The following is a 25,448-nucleotide window of genomic DNA, read 5'->3' on the forward strand; positions in this document are numbered from 1 at the left end:
CATCTTCTCGTCGAGCGGCGGGCTACGGTTCCACGATCTTCAACGGCGCGAAGCGTTCAATAGGAACGCGTGCTGCGGCCGCGCTGACGCGCAAAGGCATAGTGTGGATTGATGCCGCAAGTGGCGAACGTGCCGGAGGCGCTCGCCATACATTGAGCACGGGTATGGAAAGCACAGTTCCCGGGAAAGCCCCAATGTCTTCCCTGCAGACAATATTTGGCGGCGGAGGCGGCATCGGTGCTGACGGCGAAGGCTGTGACAGACAGCATGAAAGCCAGAGCGAGGGGGGCGAGGCGGCGCATGAAAACGATCCTCCTTGAGAAGAGGTGGCATGTACGCGCATCATGCAAGCCGCCAACTTCGAATTTGTTCCTTCGCGAAACATGGATTTGAGAACCCGTGCGATGATGCAGACCTTTGCGGGCGCTCCGGGTCCACATCGCCTCTCTGTGCGAAAGCATGTAAAATTAAACGCTAAATGACGAATGGCAAATATCTTCAAAGGGCGGTCGCCCCGGCGCAAACGCGGGATGTACGGCACGCCCTCGCATGGTACGCCATCAGCATCGTCCCTATCAGGAGTTGATGCCTCATGTCAGTTGCGACCGCCGCCAGCCGGCAGCCTCAGACCGCCGCCGAGACCGATCCGCAAACGCTTGGCTGGATGCAGGGCTTTCCGCCGCCGCAAGACAAGACCATCACCTTCCAGGACGGCTCGTTCCGCAGCTTCCCCGAGCTGCGCTGGGCGTGGAGCAATGTACGGCAGCTGGTGCCGACGGTGAACGTCTGGCGCGGGCCGGGACCTGCGTCGGTGCTGCCGCGCGAAGACCATGATATCGGCGCCTCTGCGTCGGTCACCATGGACGGCCGTCCGATAACCTTTGCGCGCATGCTCGAGGAAACCTATGCTGACGGCATCGCCGTGCTGCACCGTGGCAGGCTGATCTACGAGCGCTATTTCGGCGCGCTGAAGCCGCACAAGCCGCATATCGCGATGTCCGTGACGAAATCCTTCACCGGCACGCTCGCCGGCATTCTGGTCGCGGAAGGCAAGATCGATCCGCAGGCGCCGATCATCGAGTATGTGCCCGAGCTGAAGGCCAGCGCGTTCGGCGATGCGCGCGTGCATGAGGCCATGGATATGACCACGGGTCTCCAATACACCGAGGTCTATACCGACAAGAACTCCGACGTCTGGGGGCTTCGGCGCGCCAACGGCATGGCGCCGATCCCGGAGGGCTACCAGGGCGCCACCACGATTTTCGATTTCCTGTGCGCGCAGAAGAAGCAGGGCGAACACGGCAAGGCCTTCGCCTACAAGACCGTCAATTCCGACGTGCTGGCCTGGATCTGCCGGCGCGCCAGCGGCATGACGTTGTCCGATCTGCTCTCCGAGCGCATCTGGACGCCGATGGGCGCGGAAGAGGATGCGCATTATCACGTTGACCGCGTCGGCACCGAGAGCGGCGGTGGCGGACTGTCGACGACGCTGCGCGATCTGGCGCGCTTCGGCGAGACCATCCGCAATCACGGCCGCTTCAACGGACGCCAGATCGCGCCGGCTGCCGTTGTCGAGGACATCGCGCGCGGCGGCGATGTCGAGAAATTCAAGCCGGCCGGCTACACCACATTGCCCGGCGCCTCCTACCGGAACCAGTGGTGGGTGTCGCACAATGCGCACGGCGCCTATATGGCGCGCGGCGTTCACGGCCAGGGCATCTACATCGATCCGAAGGCCGAGCTGGTGATCGCGCGGTACGCCTCGCACCCGATGGCGGGCAATGCCGCCAACGATCCCGTGACGCTGCCGGCCTACATGGCGCTGGCGAAGGATCTGATCGCGGGTGGCTAGGGCCGTAGGGCAGCTCGCAGCCAAGTGAGTTCCTTGGAGGGCGTCGTGATGTGGGGTGATCTCAAATGGTCTGCGTCTGAAAAGAAGGCCGCGCGTCGTGCTTACGACGCGGCGCTGGATGTTGCGCTCGCCAGCGTGCTGGCCGAATTCAAGCGACTTGCTGCAGCCGCGGCGGCGCCGGAGGACTTGTGGAAGATCGAAGACTACCTCCGTCGGCAACGCCGGGAAATCGACGAGATGTTCGACTATCGCTATTCGCAGCTTCCGCTGGTCTTTGCACGCCTCATTCGAGAGGGTTATCTGGATGAAAGCCTGCTTGCCGGCTTGTCAGACGAAAAGCGCGAAATCATCCGCTCGTTCCTCACACAAGCCGCGAGGAGATAAGGGCGCGGCAACGAGTCGACGAAATGGCGCATCTGCTGTTCGGGCGGGCTCAACCTAGCCGGGTCGAACAGCGTTTGTCGCGTCACGAATTTCGCGACAGCTTCTCGAAGCGCTTGATCAGCCGCTCGCGCTTCAGGCGCGACAGCCGCGTGATCCAGAACATGCCGTCGAGCTGGTCGATCTCGTGTTGGTGGCAGACCGCGCGCAAGCCCTCGGACTCCTCGGTCTGCATGTTGCCGTCGACGTCCTGATAGCGGATGCGGACGCGCGCATGGCGCTCGACCTCGTCGACGACACCGGGCATCGAGACGCTGCCTTCCTTGTGCAGGATCATCTCGGGCGAGGCCCGGATGATCTCCGGGTTGACGTAGGTTCGCGGACCTTCGGCGGCGTCGAGGTCGAGCACCACGACGCGCAATGCGACGCCGATATGCGGCGCGGTGATGCCGATGCCGGGCGCGTCGTGCATGGTCTCGAGCAGGTCGGCTGCCAGCTCGCGCAGTGCGTCGTCGAACACGCTCACCGGTTCAGCGGGCAGCGCCAGCCTGACATCGGGATAGCGGACGATGGGGCGGATGGTCATGCGATCGAATTAGGGTGCGTACTCATGAATTCAGGCCATGTCCGCTTCGCTCCGCTAACCGCGCGTCGCGCACGGCCTGAGCGACCTTCGTCGCCTGCGACACGCGTCCGATTCTCGCGCCGGCAACGATCTTTCTCCGGCGTTCGCTCGGCTTCGGCACCATGCCTTCGCTCGCGGTCACGCCGGCCGGGGGATGAGTCGTGAAGTTCGCGGCCCGATGCAACGCGAGGGCCTTTCGAGCGGCTTCGACATGCGCGGTCCGGGTTGCCAGATTGTGCAGACGCCTGAGCTCCGTGTTCACCCGCTTCAGCGCCGCGGCGAAGACCTGCTTCCGTTCTGAAGCATGCTTGGCGGTTCCCGGGAAGCTTGCCCCGCGCGGCTCGGCCTTTCCGCGTCCCTCGCGCTGCTTTTGTCGGCCCAGTGTTCGCTCCTTGTCTCGCATCTTGCGCAAGCGGGGGCGCATGGCCTCGAGCTCAGCCACCTCGACGTTGTAGATGGCGGGATGATGCGTCAGGCTGATCGTCTCATGCTCTTCGTGGCTGAGAATGCTGCGTTCGAACTTGCAAGCGACCGACATTATCATTCCTCCGTTTGATTTTCTTGAATCCCGCGTCGAAGGAGACGTGCGGCTTATCATAGCTCTGATGCCGCTGGATGGCCAATCGGCCATCGCAGTCGCCGCTCAGAGACGTTTTTCGAAGAACAGATCGGGGTAGGGGTCGTCGTTGAAGCGCGGGATCTCCGTCCAGCCGCTCCGGCGGTAGAGCTGACCAGCTTCCGCCAGCGCGCTGTTGGTGTCGAGCCGCAACACCGCGATGCCGAGTTCGCGCGCGGTGCTCTCGGCGGCCTCCATCAGGCGTCGGCCAAGGCCGAGTCCACGCGCTGATGGCGCGACCCAGAGTCGCTTGATCTCCGCCACTTCACCGCCGCTGCCTTTCAATCCGACGCAGCCGAGCGGCAGGCCGTCCGACATCGCCACGATGAAGGAGCCGCGCGGACGCACCATGTCCTTCGCGTCGGGATCGCGCGACAGCTTGACGTCGAACCCCTGCTTGAATCGTCGCGCGAGCTCGGCGTAGTAAGCGCCGAGGCAGTAGCGCGCCTCGTCGCTGCGCGGGTCCGTGTCTTGCAAGATCGTGCCGTCGCGTCCGAGCGCCGAGGCGATCAGGTCCATCGCCGCCAGCAGTGCCTCGCGTTGGGTGTGGCGGGNCCTCGGCCTGCCGATCGCCGCCCGGCCGCCGTCAGCCGGGCGATGCGACGGCGCGCGTCACTCTCATGCACCGTCGTTTCGATCACCCCTTCGTCTTCGAGGCTGCGCAACAGGCGGCTCATCAGGCCGGAATCGAGGCCGAGATAATCCCTGATGTCGCCGACATCTGTGCGTCCATGCCCTATCGCGTTCAGCACGCGCGCCGCCCCAAGCGGCCGGCCGCGCCCGAGAAACGAGGTGTCGAGCGCGCCGACGGCTGATGTCACCGCGCGGTTGAAGCGACGGACGCGAGAAACCGGATCGAGCATATATCTGACTTTAGTCAGATATTACGTCCTCGTCAATTGGCGGACCCAGACCAAATCGGCACCCGGCTTTCCCCGCGCCATCTGTTCGAGGGAGGGCGGAAAGTGATGCAGAGCTCGGGCGGGTTCGTGTCTCTTAGAATGCAAAGCTCCGTCCCCACCAACATCTGTCATCGCCCGGCTCGCCGCCTCCGCTAAAGCTTCGCCGCGCCAAGGATTCATAGCCTCGTCGAAGCCTTGGCGTAGACGGGACCGGGCGACCCAGTACGCCGCGGCCTCTCGCTCAAGCACAAACGTCTCTGGAATACTGGACCATCCGCGAATCCGCGGGTGATGACACCGAACGGGCTGTTTGACAGTTGGAAGCTCGCGCCGGGCATCGCGAGGGGCATCACTCCCGGAAATATCGGCGTGCCCACCACACCGACGGCGCCGCGATCACGGCGCAGGACACAACTGCAAGGGCTGTTGCCTGAATGCTGAACTGGCACGCCATCACGATGACGGAGAGCAGGGTGACCCAGGCGCGCCAGGCATTGCCGAGCTGCAGCGTGCGGCGCTTCTGCTGCAGCTCGGCCGGCTCGGTGCTGCCGGTATCCCTGATCCAGTTGTAGACGGGCAGGTTGGTGATCTTGGTGATGCTGCTGCCGATCATCCAGAGCACGATGCCCGCGGTGAACCACCAATGATGAAAGCCGTACATCGCGAAGTAGAAGATGACAGCGAGGATCGGAATCGTCCCGATCGTGACGGTGAACGGGTCGCTCGTCGCGGTGCGCAGGAACGTCTGGGCGAAATCCTTGAAGGCGAGCTCGTCCATGCCGTTCATCACCTTCTGGACGACGCCCGACACGAACAACAGGATGCCGGCGCCGAGCGCGTTCATTGCGAGGATGGCGGCTTCAACACCAGTTTGAGTCATGGTGGTTCCTCCTCGAGCTCAGTGGGAGGCTCTCACGCGGCCAGACCTGCGTTCAGAGTTGATATTTACAATACAGTATCGTAAAGTAATGTCAATGAAGCGACCCCGGCGCGTTGCTCGAAGTCCTGGACGGCCACGCAACGTCGACGTCGACGCGGCGATCCTCGGTGCGGCCGTCGACCTGTTGATCGAACGCGGGGTCGAGGGGACGACCATCGAACAGGTCGCCAAGCGCGCCGGCGTCACCAGGCCGACAGTCTATCGGCGGTTTCCCGACAAGAGTCAGATGCTGGTTGCCGCGATCCACATGGCGCATGTCGGGCAGCAAACCCTGCCGGACTTGCCGCAGTGCCGGGACGTGGAGCAGATGCTCGCACTCTGGGCCCAGGCGATCGCCGAGCCGCGCGCGCGCAAGCTCATCCGCCGCCTGATGACCGCGCTGCCGCATTATCCCGATCTGCGCGAGGCGTACTGGAATGCGAGCTTGAAGCATCGCGAAGCGTGGATCGAGGCGGTGCTCGCGCAAGCCCGTGACCGCGGCGACTTCCCGCTCGATGCGGATCTCGGCATCGTCAAGCAGATTCTCACCGGCGCGGTCGCAACGCATGTCACGGCCTGTCCGGACTCGAGCACGAAGGCGGAGGTCGAGGCCTATCTCGTCGCGGTCCTGCGGCAGACCTGCTACGAGAGGGGACCGGCGACGACGCGATCGCGCCGGCGCTAGTTCGCCAGGAACCCGACGATCTCGCGCAGCAGCTGTTCTCGCCCATGCTGCGGCCGATCCAGATGCACAAAATGCGTGGCGCCGGGCAGCGTGACCACGCGCAGCGCCCTGGCTCGCACCGCATCATGCGCGAAAGCCTCTGCATCCTCGGGTCGGCTCCAGAAATCGAGCTCGCCGCGGATCACGAGCGCATTGGCCGTGATCGACGACGCGTCGAACAGGCGTCGTCCGCTCGCCTGGTAGAAGCTGTCTTCGATCGCACCCAGGGGCGCGCGGAATGCCGGCGGTTTTTGCGTACCCGACGCTGGATCGCTGTCCAGCGCGGCCTTTTGGTATGCCGCGACGAGAGCAGGATCGCGCCAGGCCGCCTTGTCGGAAATTGGAATCGACTTGTCCCAGCCCGACACCAGCGAGTTCGCGTCGTTGCGTGCATAGGCGCCGATCGTCGGACTGATGCGGTCGGGATGCACCGGGTCGCTCACTGGCGACCCTGGCCCGAACTGCGCGTGGCGATCCGAGCCGCCGTACAGTGCGTTGAGCGTGACGAGGTGTGCGACCTGCTCGGGATGCTGGGCCGTGTAGTAGGCCGCCCACATCCCGCCGGTGGCCCAGCCGAGCAGGGCGACCTTCGTGCTGTGCGACCGTTGTCGGACTGCCGCGACCACCGCGGCGATGTCGCGCGCGACTTCGTAGGCGTGCACGACCGGACGGTTTGCCTCCGCCGGCTGATCCAGCTCGGGTGGACGTTGCGAGCAACCGTAGCCCCTGGCGTCCATGACGTAGATGGGCCGTGCCGTGCGCAAGGCGAGGTCCGCGGCAAGCGAGCCGTCGGGCACCGTGAGGTCGAAGCTCGCGATGCCGGGTACGCGCGCGCCGTGGATCAGGATCAAGGGCTGGCCGCGCTCGCCACTGCCGGGAGACTGCAACTCGCGGACGCACAGACGCAAGCCGTCATCCGTCGTGACTTGAAAATCTTGTCGCAAAACAGCGCCGCTGATCGCGCCGGCCGCATTGACGGTTCCGGATGCCAGAGCCGCCAGGGTCAGGAAGAAATGTTTCATGAAGTCCGCAACCATCCCGTTCGTATGGGGCGATCGGAGATTAGGGTGGCTACGAGATGCGATCCAATACCGTTTGCCGCAACACGCGATACAAGGGACGTATCGCGGCAGCGTCGCCATGGCGACGCGTCAACGAGCACTGTTCGATGCGAGCAAGGCCGCAAGCGCCGGGGAGCTGTCGTTCCGGCGCCAGGCAAGCGCGACCTCATAAGGCACGGCAGCGTCGCCGATCGTGCGGAAGACGACGTTGTCCCAGCCCGTGGTCCTGAACAACTCCGGCACCAGCGCCACGCCGAGCCCTGCCGCGACCAGTCCGACGATCGTCTCCATCTGCACGGCGCGCTGCGCAACTTGCGGCACAAAGCCGGCGGACGCGCAGGCGCGCATGACGCGGTCGTGAAGCCCGGGTCCTTCGCTTGCAGGAAACAGGATCCACGGTTCGTTCGCCAACGCTGCCAGCTGCAGTGGCGCATCCGGCTCCGCCGCGAGGGCGTGTAGCGATGGCAGTGCCATGACAAGTTCGCTGCGCAGGATCGTGCGCGTCGCGATGTGTTGCTCGGTGCCTTCTGGAAGCGGCAGCGCGACGATGGCGAGATCGAGCCGATCCTCCAGCAGCGCCGTGATCTGGCGCGCGGTCGGTGCTTCCATCAACTCCAGCGCCACGTCCGGATGGGTTTCGTGAAAATCCGCGATCAGCCCCGGGACGATGTGGCGGACGGCGGTGGCGACAAAGCCGATGCGCAGCGAGCCTACGAGACCCGCGCCGGCACGGCGTGTCAGAGTGACGGTCCGCTCCGCCTGGGCGATGGTCCGTCGGGCCTCGTCCCGCAGCACTTCGCCGGCGGCCGTCAGGCGAGTGATCCGGTTGGTGCGCTCGAAGAGACGGACGCCAAGCTGCTCCTCCATCTGCCGGATCGCGGCGGTGAGCGGCGGCTGCGCCATGTTGAGGCGGTCGGCGGCCTGCCGGAAGCTCATGGTATCTGCCACGGCGAGGAATTGCTGAAGCTGGCGCAGGTTGAGCATCGCGATCACATTGGCGGCATCGCGACGCAAGATCAATCGTCTTCGACGGGTCGTGTCGGTGTGGTCGCCGCCGGTATTTGCGATCTAGTGCAAATGCCGCAGCTTGTCGGGGTTCCTTACCACATAGATGGCCGCGACCTTGCCGTCCTCGATGTCGAGCGCCGTGGTCGTCAGCTCGCCATCGGCCTCGCGGGTGATGAAGCCGGGCAATCCATTGACGAAGCAGATGCGAACAAGCTGCGAGCCACCCGTTCGAAATTGCGGGACCAGGGACGCATGGACCTGCATCACGGCGTCGAATCCGAAGATCGGTGCCGCCGCGGCCGGACGCTTGCCGCCGCCGTCGGCATGAACGCTGACATCGGCCGCGAGCATCGCGCCGAGCGCCTTCATGTCGCCGCTGCGCGACGCCGTGAAGAACGCTTCGGCGAGCGCAAGGCCGCGCTGCCTCTCCACCTGGAAACGCGGGCGCGTCTCGCGGACATGGCCACGCGCGCGGCCGGCAAGTTGCCGGCAGGTCGCGGGCGTGCGCTGGATGGTCGCCGCGACTTCCTCGAAGCCGAGACCGAACACATCGTGCAGCAGGAAGGCCGCACGTTCCAGCGGCGAGAGCCGTTCCAGCGCCAGCATCAGCGGCAGGGTGACGTCGTCCTCGGCCTGCTCTTCGACAACAGGATCAGGAAGCCAAGGACCGACATAGGTCTCGCGCTGGCGGCGCGCGGATTTGAGCTGATCGAGGCAGAGTCGCGTGATCATGCGACGCAGGAACGCTTCGGGCTCGCGCACCCCGCTGCGCTCGGCCTTCATCCAGCGGATGAAGGCTTCCTGCACCATGTCCTCGGCATCGGCCACCGAGCCGAGCATGCGATAGGCAACGCGCATCAGCGTCGGGNGCGCAGCGGCGCGAATTCCGCCGCTGCGTCCTCGGATGGTGCGCGCGTCGTCAAGCGGCCGCCATCCTGGCCTTGACGGCCGCCGGATCGATGAACCCGCCGAAACCGACCGCGATCCGGTTCCAGCCGTTGATGATGTTGATCAGCAACGTCACCTTGACCTGCTCCTCAGGCGTGAAATGCGCCTTGAGGGCTTCGTAGGCCGTCACATGCGTGTGCGCTTCGCAAATTCGCGTCAACGCCTCGGTCCAGCCGAGGGCTGCGCGTTCGCGATCGGTGTAGCAGGGCGCCTCTTGCCAGGCCGACAGCAGGTAGATGCGTTGCTCGGTCTCACCCTTTTCACGGGCATACACCGTATGCATGTTGATGCAGTTGGCGCAGCCGTTGATCTGGGAGGCGCGGATCTTCACGAGCTCGGCGAGCTTCGGGTCAAGGCTCGCAGCGATCGCAACCGACGCTTCGAACCAGATCTTCATCATTTGAGGGGCCGCAGCGAGAGGGTCAAGTCTGGCAGTCATGATGGGGTCCTCGGTGGGGGGATATGCCATCAAGACGAACGAGGAACGGCCGGCGTGACATGCAGGCCGAATATTTTTGAGTCGAGGCTGTTATCGCAGGCGTCCCACGACATCACGCGCGGTCGCAGTGTTGGTTCACCGCTGGAATGCGCGCAGTTCGTCGCTTACACGATCGATCACGCTGCCCCAATCGCCAAGGGCCGGCTGCCGGAGCAGCTTCGCCGTCGGATACCAGGGGGTATCCGCGCGATCCCGCATCCAGCGAAAATCTGCCGCATGGGGAAGCAGGATCAGGACCGGCTTGCCCAGCGCGCCCGCCAGATGCGCAACGGCGGTATCGACGGAAATGACGACATCAAGCAGCGAGATGACGGCCGCCGTATCGGTGAAATCGGCGAGCTCGTCGCCAAGGTGAAGCAGGTTCGGGAGATCGCGCAAGACGTCGCGGTCCGCGCCGCGCAATTCGGTCTGAAGACTGACGCATTGCATGGCCGGGCTCTCGAACAGCGGAGCGAGCTGCGCGAGCGCGATCGAGCGGTTGGCGTCGTTCTTGTGGGTCGAAGAGCCGGACCAGACAAAACCCGCGCGCGCTCTTGCGGGTGGCAAGCGGGATCGCCAGCGCTCCAGGCGCTCTGCTGGCGCGGCGAGGTAGGGAGTGGACGCCGGAACGGTTTCGACCTCGGTCTTGAAGGCGAGCGGAAGACTGAGCAATGGACAATGCAGATCGAATTCAGGAAGCGCCTCGCCGGCGGCGATGACCGTGATGTCCTTCAGCTGCGACAGCAGCGGCTGCAACTCCGCCTGAACCTCGCAGATGACGTTGGCACCAACGTCCGCCAGCAGCGGTGCATAGCGGATGAACTGGATGGTGTCGCCGAATCCCTGTTCGGCGTGCAGCCGGATGGTCTTGCCGCCGACCGCTTCATCTCCCAGCCACAAGGGCGCTTGAAATGTCCGGCGCTGCCGCGCGAAGGCGCCCGTCTTCCAGCGCCATTCATAGGCCTTCCAACCGGCTGCGAAATCGCCAAGCGTTAGGCGGGTCATCGCGGCTTCGAAATGAGCCTCGGCGAAGTCAGGGGCGACAGCCACCGCCGCCTTCAAGTTCACGAGGGCTTCCGCGGGCCGGTCAAGCCGGCGAAGGGTGTGACCACGGTTGGTCAGGATCTGCGGATGACCAGGCATCGCGGCCAGCGCAGCATCGTAGCTCGCAAGCGCCTTGAGCGGCTCGTTCAACCTGAGCAAGGAGTTGCCGCGGTTGACTAGCGCGCCGACATGGTCGGGCTTGCCTGCAAGCGCGGCCTCATAGCTCGACACCGCTTCAGTGAAGCGGCCGAGTTCGAGATAGGTATTGCCGAGATTGTAGAGAAATTCCGGATGATCCGGCACCAGTTGCAGTGCGCAGCGATATCTCGAGATCGCCTCGTCGTAATATCCGGCGGTATGCAGCGCGAGCCCGAGATTCGACATCGCATCCGACGAGCCGGGATTGGCCTTGAGAGCGGCAGCCAGAAAGCGCAACGCCTCCGCCATGCGGTGACGCTGGAAATGCAACATTCCAAGCAGATGAAGCGCATCGAAATTGCCGGGCGCGTGTTCGAGAATGCCGGCGCAAAGCCTCTCGGCCTTGTCGAACTCGCCCTTGTGGAAGGAGCCATACGCCTTCCGCTGCATGCGCGACAGATTCAGCATCGGCGGGGCGTGTGTTCCAGTGTGCCGGCAAACGGGGTGGATTCGAATCGAGTTGCCGGCTCAGCGTAGCATTTTCCCCGGCGGCCGGTCGGTTTCACCAGATGTCAGCGCGACAGCACCAGCACGTTGCCGGCCAGGATTGCCCCGGCGCCCGCGAGGACGGGCCAGCCCAGAGTGAGGTGCTCGAACAGCGCCGACAGCACGAGCGCGATGAGCGGGACCACGGCGAGCGTATAGGCCGCGCGGCCCGGGCCGAGCCGGCGCACCAGCTCGAAATACAGCATGAAGGTGACGCAGGACGCGGCGATGGCGAGATAGAGGAAACTCAGCAGATACGAGACCGACGGGTCGATCGCGAATGTCGTACCGGTCGCCAGAGCCCAGAGCGCGCTCGCCGCCGCGCCGGCGAAGGCGCCCCAGCCGAGCACGGCGACAACGGGCAGGCCGGCGTGCTGGTTGCGCGCGCCGATCGTCGTTCCGGCGCCGGTCGCGAGCGCCGCGACGAGCGCCCAGCCGAAACCCGCAAGCGGTGCAACTCGCGACGCGGCAGCGCCAGGCACGAAGATCACCGCGAGGCCGAGGATGCCGCAGAGCGCACCCCATACGAAGCCGGAAGAGATCGCGATGCCGAGTGCCGCGCGTGCCATCAGGGCCGCGAACAGCGAAGATGTGGACAATACGAGCGCTGCAAGCCCGCTCGGCATCCGCGCGGTCGCTTCGTAGAAGGCGATGAAGGCGACGGCGAAGAACAGCAGTCCCTGCAGAGCGACGGCCCATCGGTCCTTCCGGGGGATCGCAAGCGGTACACCGCGGATGAGGCCGTAGCCGAGCAGGATGAGGCCGGCCAGCGCCATGCGCAGTGCCACCGACCAGGGCGCTGACGTCACGCTGGCCTGCATCGCGGTTGCCAGCGCGCCGCCGCCCCAGAGCATTGCGGTCAGGGCGAACAGCACGGCGGTCATGAGCTGGCGGCGTCCTCGACCAGCGAACGCCATCCGCCGGCGTCGATGCGCGCGCTTTCGCCTTCCAGCTTGTCGAGGGCGGTATCGAGCGTCGCACGCTCGGTGTCCGACAGGCGAGCGAGCAGGCGAGCCTCGATCGCGCTCCCCAAGGTGGCGATCCGGTTGAAGGCTGCGCGGCCGCTGCATGTGATGCTCACCGCAGCGAAGCGCCGGTCGGTCTTGCCCGGCCGCCGCACCGCAAAGCCGAGTTCGACGAGTTGGCCGATGCCGCGGCTAACGGCGAACGGATCGAGCGCGCAGGCGCGGCCGATTTCGGAAGCATTGGCGCCGTCGCGCTCAGCGACGACGGCGAGAATGCGCCAGCCGGCCTGGCTCAATCCGAACGTCTCGCTGTAGAAGGCCTCGAGCGGGCGGGCGACCTGCGCTGCGACCAGGAACAGGCGGTACGGCAGCCAGGCGCTAAGCTTCAACGCATCATCGGGAGCTGGGGCAAGCCTTCTCATGCGGCAAGGCAAAGTGCAAGTATATTGCAAATGAATGATCAGCCTCGTGCTGCCTGCCCGAAAAAATCCCGACACACTTGTCACTCCCATCGTCCGCCGCCGCCGCGCCAGACTACGTGCACGAACCATGACGAGAGACGGGGAACAGCGTTCCGTCCCCGGCGTTCGTCCCTTCAGGAGGTAAAGCACCATGAGCAAATCATCCGAAAACGGTCGCGCCGCCATGCAGACGCCACCCGTCGTGTCGCAAGAAGCCTGGGAGGCTGCGCGGCTGCAGATGCTGGCGAAGGAGAAGGCGCAGGTGCGGGCGCGCGATGCGCTGGCCGCAGAGCGGCGGCGGATGCCGTGGATGGCCGTCGAGAAGGCGTATGTCTTCGAGGGGCCGAAGGGCAAGATGAGCCTGCTCGATCTGTTCGAGGGCCGGCGGCAGCTCGTCGTCTACCGTGCCTTCTTCGAGCCCGGCGTGTTCGGCTGGCCGGACCACGCCTGCCGCGGCTGCTCGCTCGGCGCTGACCAGGTCGGCCATCTCTCGCATTTGAACCAGCGCGACACCACGCTGGTCTATGCCTCGCGCGCGCCGCAGGCCGACATCGCGCGGCTGAAGGCGCGGATGGGCTGGGAGATGCCGTGGTACACGATCACGGATAGCTTCGACGCGGATTTCGGCGTGGCTGAATGGCACGGCCACAACGTGTTCTTCCGCGACGGTGACCGGATTTTCCGCACCTATTTCGTCAACAGCCGCGGCGACGAGGCGATGGGGACGGTGTGGAGCTATCTCGACATCACGCCGCTCGGCCGGCAGGAGGTCTGGGAGGACTCGCCGCAAGGATATCCGCAGGGCCCGACCTACAAATGGTGGAACTGGCACGACAATTACGAGGCCGAGGCCGCGCCGAACGCGAAATGGGCTGCGGTCACCGACGCCGGCGAAGCCGCGTTCCGCAAGATCGCCGAGGAAGAACGCAAGGCGCTCTAAAGCGCGATGAGATTAGGTTGAGCTGGAGGGGCGTCGAAGGATCACCTCTCCCCGGCGGGGAGAGGTGATCCGAAACCTTGGCGAGTCGATCCAACCAAAATTCATCCCGGTTTAGGAGCCGGGCAGGAGGGCGCGATCGCGTCCTCCCTATCGATCGTCGTCCTGTGCCGCGATCGCCTTCAGCGCGGACAGGGTCTGTCGCAGTCCGCGATCGAGGCGTTTGTCGCGGCGGATCACCACGGCGAGCCGGCGGTACAGCTTTGGCGATAGCGAGCGGACGGCCAGATCCCGCGGCTTCGCTTTCGCCGAGACGGCCATGCCTGGCAGGATGGCGCAGCCGAGGCCGGCGCGCACCATCTCCTTGATCGCTTCGACGCTGCCGAGCGACATCAACGGCTTCAGCGAGACGCCGCCGCGCGCCAGCCATTCGTCGGCGGTGCGCCGCGTGTTGCCGCCGGGCTCGAACAGCACGATCGGCCTCGTCGCCAGCACCGCCGGCGTGATCCGCGCCGGAAGCGGCATATCGGGCGGGGCGATCAGGACGAACTCATCGTTCAGCACCGGCGTGATCTCGAAACTGCGCCCCGACACCGGCAGCGTGACGAGCCCGATATCGATCGTGTTGTCTTCGACCGCCTTGGCGATCTCTGGCGTGTTTCCCGTGGTGACCGTGAGCTCGAGGCCCGGCAGCGCAGCCCGCAGTTCCCTCAGGATCGGCGGCAGCAGGAAGATGCATGCGGTCGCGCCGGTTCCGAGCCGCACGCGTCCCGCGGTGCCGGTCGTCTGCTGTGCGACGGCGTCGACGGCCGATGTGACGGCCGCGCTGATCTGTTCTGCGTGCGCCAGCAATGCGACCCCGGCCGCCGTCGGACGGGCCTTTCGCCCCACACGCTCGATCAAAGTCGCATTCAGGCTCCGTTCGAGCTGACGCACCTGCAGGCTCACCGCGGGCTGGGTGAGCTGCAGCCGTTCGCCCGCCGCCGAGAAGCTGCCGCTCTCGATCACGACCCGGAAGCTCTCGAGATAGTCGAGGTTGAGGTTCTTCATCAAAGCATCTCTTATGCTTTGCATAAGCCGTCAAAGCTTCCCTTATATAGTGCCAGGACGCATGTTCGGGCAACAAGACAGCGTTGTCCGGAATGGGAGCAGGCATTGTCCGGCCATCGGCGGTGTCTTCGTTGAGCTGGGGCGCTATCTTGTGGCCTCGCCGCATCCGCGCATCCGCTGCTGGCAGGCCCTGCGCGAACTGGACGATCGCCTGCTGGCCGATGTCGGGCTGTCGCGGAGCGACGTTGAGATGAGTCGGTGGAGCCTGCAATATGCGCCGACGCGCCGCCGCAGCACAGGCATGACGGCGCCAGACGAGAGAGGAAGGATGAGCGACGTCAAGGACACAGTGATCCGCGATGCGACGGAGGTCGACATGGCGGAAGTGCAGCGCATCTACGCACACCACGTGCTGAACGGACTGGCGACCTTCGAGGAAGTGCCGCCGACGCTCGACGAGATGCTGAGGCGCCGGGACGCGGTGCTCACTGCCGGGTTGCCGTATCTCGTGGCCGATGTCGACGGATGCGTGGCCGGCTACTCCTACGCGACAGCGTATCGCCCGCGGCCGGCCTACCGCCACACCATCGAGGACTCGGTCTATGTGTCGGAAACCCTGCGCGGCCGCCGCATCGGCGCCACGCTGCTCAAGGCGCTGATCGAACGGTCGGAGGCGGGGCCCTGGCGGCAGATGGTCGCCGTGATCGGCAACAGCGGCAACGCCGGTTCGATCGCACTGCATCGCCGCATGGGCTTCGAGATGGTCGGGACGCTGAGATCAGTCGGCTTCAAGCTCGGGCAATGGGTCGACACCGTGCTGATGCAGCGATCGCTCGGTCGCGGCGATGGCGCACTGCCGTCCGACCTCAAGGAGACCTCGCGGTGATCGCACGCCGGGTCGTGGTCGCCCTCGGACTTGGTCAACTGATCTCCTGGGGCGCTACCTACTATTTGATCGGAGGCTTTGGCGAGCAGATCGGCGCCGACCTCGGCTGGAGCCGCGACATCGTCTACGGCGGCTTTGCCGTCGCGCTACTGGTGATGGGGCTGATGTCGCCGCTTGTCGGCAGATTGGTGGATCGTCGCGGCGGTCGCGACGTCATGGTCGCGGGCGCGATCGTGAACGCGGTCGGATGCACGGGCCTCGCCGGCGCGCACGAGGTCGGGACGTATTTCGCAGCGTGGATCGTGCTCGGCCTCGGGATGCGGCTGACGCTGTATGACGCCGCTTTCGCGGCGCTGGCCCGGATCGGCGGACCGGACGCGCGCCGGGCTATGTCCGGGATCACGCTGCTCGGTGGATTGGCAGCGACCGTGTTCTGGCCGCTCGGACACATCCTCTCGGAAAATTTCGGCTGGCGGATCGCGCTGCTCGTCTATGCAGGCTTCGCGCTTCTGACGATTCCGCTCTCGCTCATGACCCCGAACCGGCGCTACGCCGGCCCGTCGAGCTCCGATGCGACGGCGCCGAGGAAACCGCTTGCATCCAATCCCCGCCAGGTGGTGGTCGGGGGCGGGCTCTATGCGGTGACTACGACGGGTGCGAACTTTCTGAACGCCGGCATGTCGGCGCACATGATTGCTGTTCTGACCGGGCTTGGGCTCACCGCCACGGTTGCCGTGTGGATCGCGACATTGCGGGGGATCGGTCAGTCCGCGGCCCGTCTTTGCGAAGTTCTGTTCGGCGGGCGCATGGATCCGGTCGTGCTCAACCTGCTGGCCTGCCTGGTCATGCCGCTCTCCTTCATCGCCGGATTGTTCAGCGGGACGTCGAAGGAGATGGGGATCGCCTTCGCGTTACTGTACGGCGCCTGCAACGGCATCCTGACCATCACCAGGGGGACGCTGCCGCTCATCCTGTTCGATCATCGCAGCTACGGGACAATTGTCGGCCGGCTGATCGTTCCGAGCTTCATCCTGCCCGCGGCCGCGCCGCTGATCTATGCGATGGTCATCGACCGGGTGGGCAATGCCGGCGCGCTATATCTCTCCATCGGCCTAGCCTTGATGACGCTGCTGGCGGCGATCATGCTGAAGCTGCTGTTTCCGAGACCATCTTGAGATCCGCGCCGAACGATACTGCTTCAAAAACAAAAGCATGGGAGGAAAAAACATGGCGTCGCCGATCAAGGGCCGTCTCGCAGCGCTGTTGCTTGCTGCAGGCTTGCTGACCGCCGGAACCGGATACGCGTCAGCCGAATCCGCCACGCCTTCGCTATCGCCGGGCGACCGAACCGTCGCCCTGCTCAAGAAGCTCATCGCCTTCGACACCTCGAACGCGCCGGGCGACACGCGGGCGCTCGCCGAATATCTGAAATCGCAATTCGCGCCGCTCGGCGCCGAGGTCGACATCTTCGTCGCGCCGAACGGCAAGGCCGCGCATTTCATCGCGCGGCTGCGCGGCGACGGCTCCAAGAAGCCGGTCCTGCTGGCGGCGCATGCCGACGTCGTCCCGGTCGAGCGGGAGAAGTGGACCGTCGAGCCGTTCGCCGGCATCGAGAAAGACGGCCTTATCTACGGGCGCGGCGCGATGGACTTCAAGGGCGGGCTCGCGGTGTTCGCAAGCGCAGTGATGCGGCTCGCGGAAGAGAAGACTCCGCTGGCTCGCGACGTGATCTTCCTGGCCGAGGCCGATGAAGAGCAGGGGCAGTACAGCACGGTGTGGTTGGCGAAGAACCACTGGGACAAGATCGATGCGGAGTTCGCGCTGAACGAGGGCGGCTATGTCCTGCAGCAGCGTGACGGCTCGGTGCGGCAGATCAACATCACCACGGCGGAGAAACTCTCCGTCACCTTCGCGCTGAAGGCCGCCGGTCACTCGGGCCATTCCTCGCGCCCGTTCCCGCCCGGCGAGATGGCCAACACGCGCCTGATCGCGGCGCTGGCAAAGCTCGCAGCGTATGATCCGATGGTCAAGCTCGTACCGGCGACCGAAGCCTATTTCAAGGCGCTCATCCCGATTACCTCCGAGCAGACGGCATCTGATATCAAGCAGCTCCTGAGCGCGAAGGGGCAGGACGATCTCGAAGCGGCGGGCAAGAAGCTGGTGGCCGACAATCCCAAGGACAGCCTCCTGCTGCACGCGTTGCTGCGCGACACCACGGTGATCACCATGATCGACGCCGGCATCAAGCCCAATGTGATCCCCGGCGATGCCAAGGCGGTCGTCAACACGCGGCTGCTGCCGGGAACGACGACCGATCAGATGATCGCGGAGATCAAGCGCGTGATCGACGATCCCGACATCGAGGTCAGCATCGTCACCCCGGCGTCGCAGGCGCAGGCCAGGGACAATTATCTGATGCGCACCAACATCCCGGCGTCGCCGGTCAATACCGCACTCTACGATGCGCTCAACCGCAACGCGAAGCAGATCTGGAAGGACGCGGTGCTCGTGCCCACGATGTTCGAGGCTGGTACCGACGCCACCGCGTGGCGCGAGCGCAACGTGCCGGTCTACGGCATCTATCCCTATCCGCTCGACGACGACATCCTGAGCCGGATGCATGGCAACGACGAGCGGATCGGCGTCGAGGCCATCAAACAGGGCTCGGAGTGGATCTACAACACGGTGCTCGAGGTCGCGAAGAAGTAAGGTCAATCCGGAAGGTAGTTGCCGAGATAGTCGCGTTTGCCGAGCGGAACGCCGCGGTGCCGCAGGATGGCGTAGGCGGTGACGACGTGAAAGAAGAGGCTTGGCAGCGCGAAGCCGTAGAGGTAGCGCCCTGCCGGCATTTGTGATGCGCCGGACGGTAGAGTGATGATACGCTCTGCCGCGTGCTCGAATGCCTCGATGGGCACGGTGTCAATGTAGTCGCGTGTCCTCGATAATCGCGCGTGGGCTTCCGCAAGGGTGCGCTCGTCGTCGGCGAAGGGCGGCGGGTCGTAGCCGGCAAGCCGTGCCGTCGCGCCCTTGGCGTGATCGCTCGCGCGCTGAACCTGCCCGGCCAGCGTCAGCATGTCCGGCGCGAGGCGCGCTGCGAGCATTGCGTCGGGATCGAGGCCGTGTTCGCGGGCATGGGCCTCACCTTTGCGCAGGATATCGGAAAGCGCATCGAGCATCTGCCGAAACACCGGCACGGAGGGCGCGTAGAGGGGGCCGGTCATCGGCTTTCTCCATATGTCATCGGATTTCAAGACGCGGCCTGTTCGCGGGGCAGCCACAGTGACAGCCAGCCGCCGAGTGCGAGCAGGGCGACGTTGCAGCCGAGCGCGATCGTGAAGGTGTACGCATAATCGTCGGCGTCGGGATGCGGCCCGAGCAGGCCAAAGAAGATGCCGCCGATGATTGCGACACCGAGCGCCGCGCCGATCTGGAAGGTCGAGATCATCATCCCCGATGCCAGCCCGGCGTGGCGCGGGTCGATGCTGCCGATGACGGCCTTGATGACGGAGGGCATCACGGTACCGAAACCGAGACCGGCGCACACCAGGCCGATCGTCAGGCTCTGTGGCGGCAGCATGCCGCTGATGGCGAGCATCACGACACCGAAGCCGATCACCTGCAGGGCGAAGCCTAGCGTCAGGGTGCGGACGCCGAGCCACTGCATGACGTAGGCCGACACCAGCGAGGCGAGAAAGAAGCCGATGGCGAAGGGCAGTGTGGCGAGCCCGGCGGCCAACGGAGATTCGTGCAGGCCGTTCTGCAGATAGACGGCGAAGGTCAGGTAGAAGGACGACAGCATGTAGAAGGCCAGCGCCATCACCAGCCCGATCACGAAGTCGCTGTTGCGCAGCAGGTGCAGCGCGACCAGCGGATCGCCGCCCCGGGCAGAGAGGCGCGCTTCGAAGCGGGCGAAGATCGTGAGCATGAGCGGCGAGGCCAGCAGCATCGCGATGATCCACACCGGCCATCCGGTTTCGCGGCCCTGGATGAGCGGATAGACCAGCAGGCCGAGCGTCAGCGACAGCAGGATCACGCCGCCGATGTCGATCCGCTGCGCGTGCTCCGCGCGCGAATCCGTCAGGAACAGCAGCCCGCCGATGAAGGCAATCAGGCCGATCGGCACGTTGATGAGAAAGATCGCCTGCCAGGCCAATCCGAACGGATGGGCCGACACCAGAACGCCGCCAAGCACCTGGCCGCAGATATTGGCAAGGCCAAAGGTCGCGCCGTAGTAGCCGAGGGCGCGGCCTTGCTCGGCCGCCGGAAACAGCACGCGGATCGAGGCGAGCACTTGCGGCGCCATCACGGTCGCTGTGAGGCCTTGGAGGATCCGCCCGGCGACCAGGACGGTAGGTGACCATGCAATGCCGCACAGCACGGAGGCGATCGTGAAGCCGGCCACTCCGGTCAAGAACATGCGCCGGCGCCCGAAGAGATCGCCGAGCCGGCCGCCCGTGATCAGGAACACCGCGTAGGCCGCGGCATAGGCCGAGATGACGAACTGGACCTCGCTCGCGGTTGCGCCGAGATCCCGGCGAATGGCTGGCAATGCGAGGTTGACGACGTTGAAGTCGAGGATCGGCAGGAAGGCGCCGGTGAGCAGGATGGGCAGCGCCAGCCAGCGCCGCGGATCTCCCATCGCATGACCGGTGTGGTCGAAGCGCAGCGTTTCGGCAGTTTCGCTTGTCACCATCCAACTCCTCTGCATCGTCGACGTCCCGGCGCGCCGCAGCGGGTCGATCGAACCATGGAGGGGAAGATGGCCTGTCCATCTGCGATATGGTATTATTCAGTATCGCCAAATGAGTTTGCAAAAATGCGCAGCGCGCTCGACTGGAATGATCTTCGCCTCGTCCTGGCGGTCACGCGCGAGGGCAGCCTTTCGGGAGCCGCGCGCCGGCTGGGCGTCACGCACTCGACGGTATTTCGGCGCCTCGGCGCGATCGAGGCTGCGATCGGAACGCGCCTGTTCGAACGTTACCGCGACGGCTATGCGCCGACCCCGGCGGGCGAGATAGCGGCCGCATCCGCGGCCCGTCTCGAGGACGAGGTGCTCGCACTCGAACGCAAGCTCGCCGGGCAGGATCTCAGGCCATCGGGCCCTGTGCGGATCACGACGACCGACACGCTCGGTGCGATCCTGATGCGGCATTTGCCTGGGTTGCGCGCCGCCTATTCGGAGATCGAACCCGAGATCACCATTTCGAATACGATGGCGAACCTGACGCGTCGCGAGGCCGAGATCGCCATTCGCCCGACGCCGGCGCCGCCGGAACTGCTGGTGGGGCGACGCGTCGCTGATATCGCGCACGCCATCTACGGATCGCGCGCCTATTTCGGCCGGCGCAACGACAAGGACCTGTCGGCGCATGACTGGATCGGGCTGGACGATGCGCTCGCGGGGACCGTGATCGCAGGCTGGCTGCGGGAGAATTTGCGCGCGGCGCGCATCACCTGCCGCGTCGACGCACTTCCTGCGCTACGCGATGCGGCGGTTGCCGGGCTGGGGCTCGCGCTCCTTCCGTGTTACGTCGGCGACCTCGCACCCGGACTGCGCCGGGTCACGCCGAAGACGCCGGCCGAGCCCCGATCGGCGCTGTGGCTGCTGACGCATGACGACCTCAAGCGCACCGCCCGCATCCGCGCCACGCTCGACTTTCTCGCAAAAGCCCTTGCGTCAGAGCGCGCACTGTTCGAGGGGAAGCGCGCCGATACCGCGCGGCGATAGTTCACGGGCGCTCGCCGATCAGGCGCGGGATATGCCGTTCATTACCTCCCGGGTGCGATGACGGGCGTTGCCGGCGGGTGCACGATGTTCGCGAAAGGCGCTGGCGAGGATTTTCAGCGCGGCGCGCGATCGCGGATCCGAGAGCGTCGACAGCAACACGATCTCTGACGGGGGCAGGGCGGGAAGGCCGAACCGCTCGCTCACCTCGATCGTGCCCGACGGGGCGACTCGGCGTGAGAAGACCGAGATGGCGAGGCCCGCCGAGACCGCCTCGGCGACGGCAAACGCCCCGCATCCGAGGAACGTTTCGGTCCACGGCAGTCCTGCCGTGTCGAGCGCGCGCGTCGCGGTGTTGAGGATGCCGCAGGACGGCGAGGACGCGGCCAGCCGGATCGGCTCGCCTTCGCTATGGACGAAGTCCGGCGTGGCGAACCAGCCGAAATGATCGGGGCCAAGGATCTCGCCGTCGCGGCGATCGTCCTCCCGGAAGATGATCACCGCGTCGATGATCCCGCGATCGAATGCATCGAGCAGGTCGCGGGCATCGTCGAGCCGCACCTCGATGGTGAGCGCCGGGTCATGCGCGTTCAGCCGCGCCAGCAATGTGGGAAGCTCGGGCGCGCCGACATGGGTTGCGATCCCGAGCGAGAAGCGGCGGCGTGCCGACGATAGTTCGGCGACGGCGCGGTCGTGCGCGGCGAGGAAGGCCCGCGCGGAGTCGAGGAATACCGCGCCCTGCGCCGACAGCCGCACCAGCCGCGGCGTCCGCTCGACCAGCCTGTGGCCGACCCGCTCTTCCAGCCGCTTCAGCTTGACGCTGATCGCGCCTTGCGTGGTGCCGAGCGCGTCGGCGGCGCGGGTGAAGCTCTGCAGATCGGCAATCGTCACGAACGCCTTGACGGCATCGACATCGAGTGTGGTCACGTCAATCATCCGGGTTTGTTGTCTCTGAAATATCTAGTCATCCAATTCCAAGATGTTCAAGCGCCGCCTAGCTTTGCGACAGGTCAAACGCGGCGCACGGCCAATCCGTCGCCGCTTCAATTGATTGTGTGCCGACGCGCGTGCCGCTGCTGCCAGTACCCTGGCAGCAGCGTGGGCTATGGCGTTGGCGTCGCAATGTCGAAAGGCTGAACCATGCCCAATGAACTGAGCCGTCGAGGCGTCGTCGTCCTAGCAGCCGTATGTCTGTCATGCCTGATGTTCGGACTGGAGATATCAAGCATTCCTTCGATCCTGCCGACACTGGAGCAAGTGCTGCACGCCGACTTCAAGCAGCTGCAGTGGATCATGAACGCCTACACGATCGCGGTCACGACAGTACTGATGGCGGTCGGAACGCTGGCGGACCGGTTTGGCCGCAAGCGCATGTTTGTCATCGCGATCGCAGCGTTCGGCCTGACGTCGTTGATGTGCGGGGTTGCCGACAATGTCGTGACGCTGATCGTTGCTCGCTTCCTGCAGGGGGCGAGCGGCGGCGCGCTGCTGATCTGTCAGATCGCGGTGCTCTCGCATGAGTTCCAGGGAGGGCGGCAGCGCGCAGTCGCCTGGGGCTGGTGGGGCGTCATCTTCGGCATCGGGCTTGGATTTGGACCGATCATCGGCGGTGCGGTTGCCGCGGTGCTGAGCTGGGAATGGGTGTTCCTGGTCCACGTGCTGTTCGCGGCCGTGGCGCTCGTGCTCACCATCGGCGGCGTGCACGAATCGAAGGACCCGAAGGCAAGCAGCCTCGATCTCGCCGGCATCGTGACGTTGTCGCTGTCGGTGTTCTGCCTGGCCTACTACATCACGCAAGGACCGGATCTTGGTTTCGCGAGCCCCGCGGCGCTTGCGATTATCGGCGTCTCCGCGGCGAGCTTCATCGCGTTCCTGGTGGCCGAGAAGGTCACCCGGCGGCCGATGTTCGACTTCTCGGTGTTCCGGATTCCCGCTTTCTCCGGCTCGATCATCGGCTCGGCCGCGATGAACCTGAGCTACTGGCCCTTCATGATCTATCTGCCGATCTGGTTTCACGCCGGTCTCGGCTATGACAGCGTGTCGGCCGGTCTCGCGCTGCTCGCGTACACGCTGCCGACATTGGTGATGCCGCCGTTCGCGGAACGGCTGTCGCTGCGCTACCAGCCGGGCCTGATCATTCCTGCGGGGCTATTCACGATCGGGGTGGGCTTCATGCTGATGAAGTTCGGCAGCGCCGCCGTGCGGCCGGATTGGTCGACGATGCTGCCGGGGTGCCTGATTGCGGGGATCGGTCTTGGCATCACCAACACGCCGGTCACCAATACGACGACAGGCTCGGTCTCAAGCGACCGCGCCGGCATGGCCTCGGGCATCGACATGAGCGCGCGGATGGTCTCGCTCTCGGTCAACATCGCACTGATGGGCTTCATTCTGGCGAGCGGCGTGCTGGCACACCTGAGGTCAGTGCTGCCCGTGCTCGACGCGGCCCAATTGCGCTCGCTCGCCGAGACAATCGCCGCCGGCAACGCCGTGTCCATGCCCGAGCTGACTGATGCGGTCGTGCATCAGGCGCTGGCGAGCGGTTTTGGCTGGGTGATGCTCTATGGCGGGATCGGCGTCTGGATCATGGCCGCGATCAGCTTCGTGATCTTCAACGCGCGGCTGCTTCGGCAGCCCCGGGTGCAGTGCCCGGAATGATATCGCCGATGCAGGGATGGGCGCCCGTTGCCCGCCCAACAGCACGTTTCTTCGCGCCGGGCGTCTGCGCTGCGCGCATGTCGCGCATGACAGGATCCGCACGGCTTGCCGCTGGCGGCGAACAGGGGCAGGCTGCGCCGGTGCAATTCCGATCCGAGGTAAAATCGATGTCGCGTGTGTCCGCCAAGACGAGAGATGATCTGCCGGCCGAACTCAGGCCGCTATGGGACAAGATGACGACCTATGGCGCGTTCGAGAACCAGGCCGGCGTGATGGCGCAGCGGCCGCCGATCTTCAAGCACATGTGGTCCCTGCTGGTCGACCTGGCCGATGAGGCCGTAGTGTCGAAGCGGCACCTCGAGCTTGGGCTGGTGACGGTATCGCTCCTGAACAAGTGCGACTATTGCGTCTCGCATCATGCGCCGAAGCTCGCGATCCAGGGCGTTTCGCAAGCCGGCGCCGAGCGGCTGCTCGATTACAAGGACCATCCCGAGCTCGATGACGTCGACAAGCTCGTGGTCGAATATGCGATCGCCGTCACCAACAACTGGGACAGGACGCGCGACGAGATATTCAATCGCCTTCGCGAGCACTTTTCCGAGGCGCAGATCGTCGAGCTGACCTGGCGGATTGCGCTGTGCGGCGCCTTCAATCGTTTCAACGATATCCTTCAGCTCGAGGTGGAGGACGGCGTTCCGCATCGCGAGGCGGCCGAGTGACGGCGTGATCAGGTGATCGAGATGTTGGCGCCGAGTATCGACAGCACGAATTCAGCGCGGGCCGGTGGCGAGGTCTTCGGCAGGGTGATCACGTCGTAGCCGAGTTTCGGCAGCGCCTTCATCAACCGCTGATACTCCTCGGTCGCAGCCTCGAGGCTGTGCTGTCGCTCCGCATCGGTGACGTAGATCTCCGGCCACGGCGGCGCCAGGAACACCCGCCCATGATAACGATGCTCGGCGCAGAGTGATTGCAGCACCGGCTCTCCGGTCAGCGCCTCCAGTGCTGACGCCGCATCCACCAGGCCGCGGTCGAAGAACACCCATCCGGAATGGGCGTTCGCTGTCGCTCTGTCCTTCAATGCCATCTCGATGGCGCGGCGGAGAAACGCCGCCAGATCGACCCAGGGCAGGGCGCTGCCGCCTGACGCCAACTCCTCGGCAATGATGCGACGGCCAGGCTCCTCAACAACCGGATAGCCGCGCGCACTCAATTGGGCCAGCAGCGTCGACTTCCCGCCGCCTGAACATCCGGTGATCAGAACGAAGCTATTGTCCAAGAGGTGTCCTTTCATGGAGCGTGAAACGGGAAGCGCAGGCAGGCCGCAGATGCGGGTCGCCTGATGTTGCTTGCAGTCTATTGGGGATTTGCTCGGAGCTATCTCGACGAACCCCTGGAAGATAGCGTCTTTGTCCAGGGGAGACAATTCGCCTGCCTGGGTGACGAATTCTCGGCGGCACATACTCTGTTCACCCAGCGGCGCGGCCCATTTGGTTGGATCGATTCGGGGAGAGGGAGCAGATAGTC

General features: G+C 65.2%; 27 protein-coding genes and 2 pseudogenes. 11 read left to right on the forward strand and 18 right to left on the reverse strand.

Annotated features, from left to right (window positions below; all coding sequences use genetic code 11):
* Positions 1-56: 56 nt before the first annotated feature.
* Positions 57-461, reverse strand: a complete 405-nt coding sequence (locus AS156_RS45950) for a DUF3551 domain-containing protein (protein ID WP_430641792.1) — start codon at positions 459-461, stop codon at positions 57-59.
* A 131-nt stretch (positions 462-592) separates the two neighbouring features.
* On the opposite strand from AS156_RS45950, the gene AS156_RS10800 reads away from it, so the two are divergent.
* Both AS156_RS10800 and AS156_RS10805 read left to right on the forward strand, forming a co-directional pair.
* The gene (locus AS156_RS10800; protein ID WP_066503584.1) at positions 593-1,852 is read left to right on the forward strand and encodes a serine hydrolase domain-containing protein; all 1,260 of its coding nucleotides are present in this window, start codon (positions 593-595) and stop codon (positions 1,850-1,852) included.
* Between the two features lie 48 nt (positions 1,853-1,900).
* Positions 1,901-2,236: a hypothetical protein gene (locus tag AS156_RS10805; protein ID WP_066503638.1), complete on the forward strand. Its 336-nt coding sequence runs from the start codon at positions 1,901-1,903 to the stop codon at positions 2,234-2,236.
* A gap of 82 nt (positions 2,237-2,318) precedes the next feature.
* Here the strand turns inward: AS156_RS10805 and AS156_RS10810 are convergent, their stop codons facing one another.
* The 5 genes and pseudogenes from AS156_RS10810 to AS156_RS10825 form a co-directional block, all read right to left on the reverse strand.
* Positions 2,319-2,819, reverse strand: coding sequence for a peptide deformylase (locus AS156_RS10810; RefSeq protein ID WP_066503585.1), 501 nt, complete (start codon positions 2,817-2,819; stop codon positions 2,319-2,321).
* 22 nt (positions 2,820-2,841) lie between these two features.
* Positions 2,842-3,396: a hypothetical protein gene (locus AS156_RS10815; RefSeq protein WP_066503587.1), complete on the reverse strand. Its 555-nt coding sequence runs from the start codon at positions 3,394-3,396 to the stop codon at positions 2,842-2,844.
* Positions 3,397-3,501: 105 nt separating this feature from the next.
* On the reverse strand, positions 3,502-4,028 hold a 527-nt coding region (locus AS156_RS44195; RefSeq protein ID WP_245312702.1), incomplete at its 5' end, for a GNAT family N-acetyltransferase.
* Between the two features lies 1 nt (position 4,029).
* Positions 4,030-4,337, reverse strand: a pseudogene (locus tag AS156_RS44200) (MarR family winged helix-turn-helix transcriptional regulator); the annotation flags it as partial.
* 388 nt (positions 4,338-4,725) lie between these two features.
* A complete protein-coding gene (locus AS156_RS10825) occupies positions 4,726-5,256 on the reverse strand; it encodes a hypothetical protein (protein ID WP_136626135.1) in 531 nt (176 codons plus the stop codon).
* A gap of 94 nt (positions 5,257-5,350) precedes the next feature.
* Between AS156_RS10825 and AS156_RS10830 the strand changes: the two genes are divergently transcribed.
* Positions 5,351-5,980 (forward strand): TetR/AcrR family transcriptional regulator, encoded by a 630-nt coding sequence (locus AS156_RS10830; protein WP_160331073.1) that lies wholly within the window; start codon positions 5,351-5,353, stop codon positions 5,978-5,980.
* On the opposite strand, the gene AS156_RS10835 is transcribed toward AS156_RS10830, so the two are convergent.
* The 7 genes from AS156_RS10835 to AS156_RS10865 form a co-directional block, all read right to left on the reverse strand.
* Positions 5,977-7,041 carry an alpha/beta fold hydrolase gene (locus tag AS156_RS10835; protein ID WP_066503640.1) on the reverse strand — a complete coding sequence of 355 codons (1,065 nt, stop codon included), beginning with the start codon at positions 7,039-7,041 and terminating at the stop codon, positions 5,977-5,979. The two genes, AS156_RS10830 and AS156_RS10835, sit on opposite strands and share 4 nt — an antisense overlap.
* 129 nt (positions 7,042-7,170) lie before the next feature.
* Positions 7,171-8,100, reverse strand: a complete 930-nt coding sequence (locus AS156_RS10840) for a LysR family transcriptional regulator (protein ID WP_245312704.1) — start codon at positions 8,098-8,100, stop codon at positions 7,171-7,173.
* Between the two features lie 48 nt (positions 8,101-8,148).
* On the reverse strand, positions 8,149-8,956 hold an 808-nt coding region (locus AS156_RS10845; RefSeq protein WP_245312706.1), incomplete at its 5' end, for a sigma-70 family RNA polymerase sigma factor.
* Positions 8,957-9,007: 51 nt separating this feature from the next.
* Positions 9,008-9,475: a carboxymuconolactone decarboxylase family protein gene (locus AS156_RS10850; RefSeq protein WP_066503645.1), complete on the reverse strand. Its 468-nt coding sequence runs from the start codon at positions 9,473-9,475 to the stop codon at positions 9,008-9,010.
* Between the two features lie 135 nt (positions 9,476-9,610).
* Positions 9,611-11,146 carry a tetratricopeptide repeat protein gene (locus AS156_RS10855; RefSeq protein ID WP_160331074.1) on the reverse strand — a complete coding sequence of 512 codons (1,536 nt, stop codon included), beginning with the start codon at positions 11,144-11,146 and terminating at the stop codon, positions 9,611-9,613.
* Between the two features lie 122 nt (positions 11,147-11,268).
* Positions 11,269-12,126 (reverse strand): DMT family transporter, encoded by an 858-nt coding sequence (locus AS156_RS10860; protein WP_066503592.1) that lies wholly within the window; start codon positions 12,124-12,126, stop codon positions 11,269-11,271.
* The gene (locus tag AS156_RS10865; RefSeq protein WP_245312707.1) at positions 12,123-12,596 is read right to left on the reverse strand and encodes a MarR family winged helix-turn-helix transcriptional regulator; all 474 of its coding nucleotides are present in this window, start codon (positions 12,594-12,596) and stop codon (positions 12,123-12,125) included. Before AS156_RS10865 ends, AS156_RS10860 begins: the two co-directional genes overlap by 4 nt.
* 223 nt (positions 12,597-12,819) lie before the next feature.
* On the opposite strand from AS156_RS10865, the gene AS156_RS10870 reads away from it, so the two are divergent.
* On the forward strand, positions 12,820-13,608 hold the full coding sequence (locus tag AS156_RS10870; RefSeq protein ID WP_066503598.1) for a DUF899 domain-containing protein: 789 nt from the start codon (positions 12,820-12,822) through the stop codon (positions 13,606-13,608).
* Between the two features lie 147 nt (positions 13,609-13,755).
* Here AS156_RS10870 and AS156_RS10875 read toward each other — a convergent pair whose 3' ends face one another.
* Positions 13,756-14,655 carry a LysR family transcriptional regulator gene (locus AS156_RS10875; protein ID WP_066503600.1) on the reverse strand — a complete coding sequence of 300 codons (900 nt, stop codon included), beginning with the start codon at positions 14,653-14,655 and terminating at the stop codon, positions 13,756-13,758.
* Between the two features lie 61 nt (positions 14,656-14,716).
* Between AS156_RS10875 and AS156_RS44205 the strand changes: the two are divergent.
* From AS156_RS44205 to AS156_RS10890, 4 genes and pseudogenes are all read left to right on the forward strand, one after another.
* Positions 14,717-14,893: pseudogene (locus AS156_RS44205) on the forward strand (DUF1127 domain-containing protein); the annotation flags it as partial.
* A gap of 90 nt (positions 14,894-14,983) precedes the next feature.
* Positions 14,984-15,541 (forward strand): GNAT family N-acetyltransferase, encoded by a 558-nt coding sequence (locus AS156_RS10880; protein ID WP_245312713.1) that lies wholly within the window; start codon positions 14,984-14,986, stop codon positions 15,539-15,541.
* The gene (locus tag AS156_RS10885) at positions 15,538-16,716 is read left to right on the forward strand and encodes an MFS transporter (protein ID WP_066503602.1); all 1,179 of its coding nucleotides are present in this window, start codon (positions 15,538-15,540) and stop codon (positions 16,714-16,716) included. The genes AS156_RS10880 and AS156_RS10885 overlap by 4 nt, the downstream gene beginning before the upstream one ends.
* A gap of 52 nt (positions 16,717-16,768) precedes the next feature.
* Positions 16,769-18,250, forward strand: coding sequence for a M20/M25/M40 family metallo-hydrolase (locus AS156_RS10890; protein WP_066503603.1), 1,482 nt, complete (start codon positions 16,769-16,771; stop codon positions 18,248-18,250).
* Positions 18,251-18,252: 2 nt separating this feature from the next.
* Here AS156_RS10890 and AS156_RS10895 read toward each other — a convergent pair whose 3' ends face one another.
* A complete protein-coding gene (locus AS156_RS10895) occupies positions 18,253-18,762 on the reverse strand; it encodes a DUF1993 domain-containing protein (protein WP_066503605.1) in 510 nt (169 codons plus the stop codon).
* A gap of 26 nt (positions 18,763-18,788) precedes the next feature.
* Positions 18,789-20,234 (reverse strand): MFS transporter, encoded by a 1,446-nt coding sequence (locus AS156_RS10900; RefSeq protein ID WP_066503649.1) that lies wholly within the window; start codon positions 20,232-20,234, stop codon positions 18,789-18,791.
* A gap of 123 nt (positions 20,235-20,357) precedes the next feature.
* Here AS156_RS10900 and AS156_RS10905 point away from each other — a divergent pair, with 123 nt between their 5' ends.
* Positions 20,358-21,269, forward strand: a complete 912-nt coding sequence (locus AS156_RS10905; protein WP_066503607.1) for a LysR family transcriptional regulator — start codon at positions 20,358-20,360, stop codon at positions 21,267-21,269.
* An 18-nt stretch (positions 21,270-21,287) separates the two neighbouring features.
* Here the strand turns inward: AS156_RS10905 and AS156_RS10910 are convergent, their stop codons facing one another.
* Positions 21,288-22,202 carry a LysR family transcriptional regulator gene (locus AS156_RS10910; RefSeq protein WP_066503612.1) on the reverse strand — a complete coding sequence of 305 codons (915 nt, stop codon included), beginning with the start codon at positions 22,200-22,202 and terminating at the stop codon, positions 21,288-21,290.
* A 204-nt stretch (positions 22,203-22,406) separates the two neighbouring features.
* Between AS156_RS10910 and AS156_RS10915 the strand changes: the two genes are divergently transcribed.
* Together AS156_RS10915 and AS156_RS10920 are read left to right on the forward strand one after the other, a co-directional pair.
* Positions 22,407-23,924, forward strand: coding sequence for an MFS transporter (locus AS156_RS10915; RefSeq protein WP_066503613.1), 1,518 nt, complete (start codon positions 22,407-22,409; stop codon positions 23,922-23,924).
* Between the two features lie 86 nt (positions 23,925-24,010).
* Positions 24,011-24,643, forward strand: a complete 633-nt coding sequence (locus AS156_RS10920) for a carboxymuconolactone decarboxylase family protein (RefSeq protein ID WP_245312711.1) — start codon at positions 24,011-24,013, stop codon at positions 24,641-24,643.
* 8 nt (positions 24,644-24,651) lie between these two features.
* Here the strand turns inward: AS156_RS10920 and AS156_RS10925 are convergent, their stop codons facing one another.
* Entirely contained in the window at positions 24,652-25,215 is a 564-nt protein-coding gene (locus AS156_RS10925) for an AAA family ATPase (protein WP_066503615.1), read from the reverse strand.
* Between the last annotated feature and the right edge of the window lie 233 nt (positions 25,216-25,448).

The sequence above is a fragment of the Bradyrhizobium macuxiense genome (assembly GCF_001542415.1).
In the GTDB taxonomy this organism is placed as follows: domain Bacteria; phylum Pseudomonadota; class Alphaproteobacteria; order Rhizobiales; family Xanthobacteraceae; genus Bradyrhizobium; species Bradyrhizobium macuxiense.

What these genes read in the sequence shown, in the direction of transcription:
- AS156_RS45950 (WP_430641792.1), bottom strand. Translation starts at nt 461, where the DNA reads ATGCTTTCGCACAGAGAGGCGATGTGGACCCGGAGCGCCCGCAAAGGT.
- AS156_RS10800 (WP_066503584.1), top strand. Translation starts at nt 593, where the DNA reads ATGTCAGTTGCGACCGCCGCCAGCCGGCAGCCTCAGACCGCCGCCGAG.
- AS156_RS10805 (WP_066503638.1), top strand. Translation starts at nt 1,901, where the DNA reads ATGTGGGGTGATCTCAAATGGTCTGCGTCTGAAAAGAAGGCCGCGCGT.
- AS156_RS10810 (WP_066503585.1), bottom strand. Translation starts at nt 2,819, where the DNA reads ATGACCATCCGCCCCATCGTCCGCTATCCCGATGTCAGGCTGGCGCTG.
- AS156_RS10815 (WP_066503587.1), bottom strand. Translation starts at nt 3,396, where the DNA reads ATGTCGGTCGCTTGCAAGTTCGAACGCAGCATTCTCAGCCACGAAGAG.
- AS156_RS10825 (WP_136626135.1), bottom strand. Translation starts at nt 5,256, where the DNA reads ATGACTCAAACTGGTGTTGAAGCCGCCATCCTCGCAATGAACGCGCTC.
- AS156_RS10830 (WP_160331073.1), top strand. Translation starts at nt 5,351, where the DNA reads ATGAAGCGACCCCGGCGCGTTGCTCGAAGTCCTGGACGGCCACGCAAC.
- AS156_RS10835 (WP_066503640.1), bottom strand. Translation starts at nt 7,041, where the DNA reads ATGAAACATTTCTTCCTGACCCTGGCGGCTCTGGCATCCGGAACCGTC.
- AS156_RS10850 (WP_066503645.1), bottom strand. Translation starts at nt 9,475, where the DNA reads ATGACTGCCAGACTTGACCCTCTCGCTGCGGCCCCTCAAATGATGAAG.
- AS156_RS10855 (WP_160331074.1), bottom strand. Translation starts at nt 11,146, where the DNA reads ATGCAGCGGAAGGCGTATGGCTCCTTCCACAAGGGCGAGTTCGACAAG.
- AS156_RS10860 (WP_066503592.1), bottom strand. Translation starts at nt 12,126, where the DNA reads ATGACCGCCGTGCTGTTCGCCCTGACCGCAATGCTCTGGGGCGGCGGC.
- AS156_RS10870 (WP_066503598.1), top strand. Translation starts at nt 12,820, where the DNA reads ATGAGCAAATCATCCGAAAACGGTCGCGCCGCCATGCAGACGCCACCC.
- AS156_RS10875 (WP_066503600.1), bottom strand. Translation starts at nt 14,655, where the DNA reads ATGAAGAACCTCAACCTCGACTATCTCGAGAGCTTCCGGGTCGTGATC.
- AS156_RS10880 (WP_245312713.1), top strand. Translation starts at nt 14,984, where the DNA reads ATGAGCGACGTCAAGGACACAGTGATCCGCGATGCGACGGAGGTCGAC.
- AS156_RS10890 (WP_066503603.1), top strand. Translation starts at nt 16,769, where the DNA reads ATGGCGTCGCCGATCAAGGGCCGTCTCGCAGCGCTGTTGCTTGCTGCA.
- AS156_RS10895 (WP_066503605.1), bottom strand. Translation starts at nt 18,762, where the DNA reads ATGACCGGCCCCCTCTACGCGCCCTCCGTGCCGGTGTTTCGGCAGATG.
- AS156_RS10900 (WP_066503649.1), bottom strand. Translation starts at nt 20,234, where the DNA reads ATGGTGACAAGCGAAACTGCCGAAACGCTGCGCTTCGACCACACCGGT.
- AS156_RS10905 (WP_066503607.1), top strand. Translation starts at nt 20,358, where the DNA reads ATGCGCAGCGCGCTCGACTGGAATGATCTTCGCCTCGTCCTGGCGGTC.
- AS156_RS10910 (WP_066503612.1), bottom strand. Translation starts at nt 22,202, where the DNA reads ATGATTGACGTGACCACACTCGATGTCGATGCCGTCAAGGCGTTCGTG.
- AS156_RS10915 (WP_066503613.1), top strand. Translation starts at nt 22,407, where the DNA reads ATGCCCAATGAACTGAGCCGTCGAGGCGTCGTCGTCCTAGCAGCCGTA.
- AS156_RS10920 (WP_245312711.1), top strand. Translation starts at nt 24,011, where the DNA reads ATGACAGGATCCGCACGGCTTGCCGCTGGCGGCGAACAGGGGCAGGCT.
- AS156_RS10925 (WP_066503615.1), bottom strand. Translation starts at nt 25,215, where the DNA reads ATGAAAGGACACCTCTTGGACAATAGCTTCGTTCTGATCACCGGATGT.